This is a genomic window from Streptomyces sp. NPDC033131 (genome assembly GCF_055578365.1).
Window position 1 is genome coordinate 1,336 of record NZ_JBVIPA010000102.1, and the last position, 1,325, is coordinate 2,660.

Genomic DNA, 1,325 nt, shown 5'->3' on the forward strand with positions numbered 1-1,325 from the left:
TGCAATGACACGACTTCGGCGGTACGCTTGAGCCCCGCTACATTGTCGGCGCGGAATCACTAGACCAGTGAGCTATTACGCACTCTTTCAAGGGTGGCTGCTTCTAAGCCAACCTCCTGGTTGTCTGTGCGACTCCACATCCTTTCCCACTTAGCGTACGCTTAGGGGCCTTAGTCGATGCTCTGGGCTGTTTCCCTCTCGACCATGGAGCTTATCCCCCACAGTCTCACTGCCGCGCTCTCACTTACCGGCATTCGGAGTTTGGCTAAGGTCAGTAACCCGGTAGGGCCCATCGCCTATCCAGTGCTCTACCTCCGGCAAGAAACACACGACGCTGCACCTAAATGCATTTCGGGGAGAACCAGCTATCACGGAGTTTGATTGGCCTTTCACCCCTAACCACAGGTCATCCCCCAGGTTTTCAACCCTGGTGGGTTCGGTCCTCCACGAAGTCTTACCTCCGCTTCAACCTGCCCATGGCTAGATCACTCCGCTTCGGGTCTTGAGCGTGCTACTGAAACGCCCTATTCGGACTCGCTTTCGCTACGGCTTCCCCACTCGGGTTAACCTCGCAACACACCGCAAACTCGCAGGCTCATTCTTCAAAAGGCACGCAGTCACGACGCACCAAGCAAGCTTGATGCGCGACGCTCCCACGGCTTGTAGGCACACGGTTTCAGGTACTATTTCACTCCGCTCCCGCGGTACTTTTCACCATTCCCTCACGGTACTATCCGCTATCGGTCACCAGGGAATATTTAGGCTTAGCGGGTGGTCCCGCCAGATTCACACGGGATTTCTCGGGCCCCGTGCTACTTGGGTGTCTCTCAAACGAGCCGTTGACGTTTCGACTACGGGGGTCTTACCCTCTACGCCGGACCTTTCGCATGTCCTTCGCCTACATCAACGGTTTCTGACTCGTCTCACGGCCGGCAGACCGTAAAAGAGAGATCCCACAACCCCGCCTACGCAACCCCTGCCGGGTCTCACACGTAAACGGTTTGGCCTCATCCGGTTTCGCTCGCCACTACTCCCGGAATCACGGTTGTTTTCTCTTCCTGCGGGTACTGAGATGTTTCACTTCCCCGCGTTCCCTCCACATACCCTATGTGTTCAGGTATGGGTGACAGCCCATGACGACTGCCGGGTTTCCCCATTCGGAAACCCCCGGATCAAAGCCTGGTTGACGGCTCCCCGGGGACTATCGTGGCCTCCCACGTCCTTCATCGGTTCCTGGTGCCAAGGCATCCACCGTGCGCCCTTAAAAACTTGGCCACAGATGCTCGCGTCCACTGTGCAGTTCTCAAACAACGACCAGCCACCCA

The 1,325-nt window shown here is 57.0% G+C and carries 1 rRNA gene (running past one end of the window); it reads right to left on the bottom strand.

From position 1 onward, the window contains the following. A 23S ribosomal RNA gene (locus tag ACZ5XS_RS45560) occupies positions 1-1,275 on the bottom strand (it extends 1,289 nt beyond the left edge of the window). Positions 1,276-1,325 lie beyond the last annotated feature (50 nt).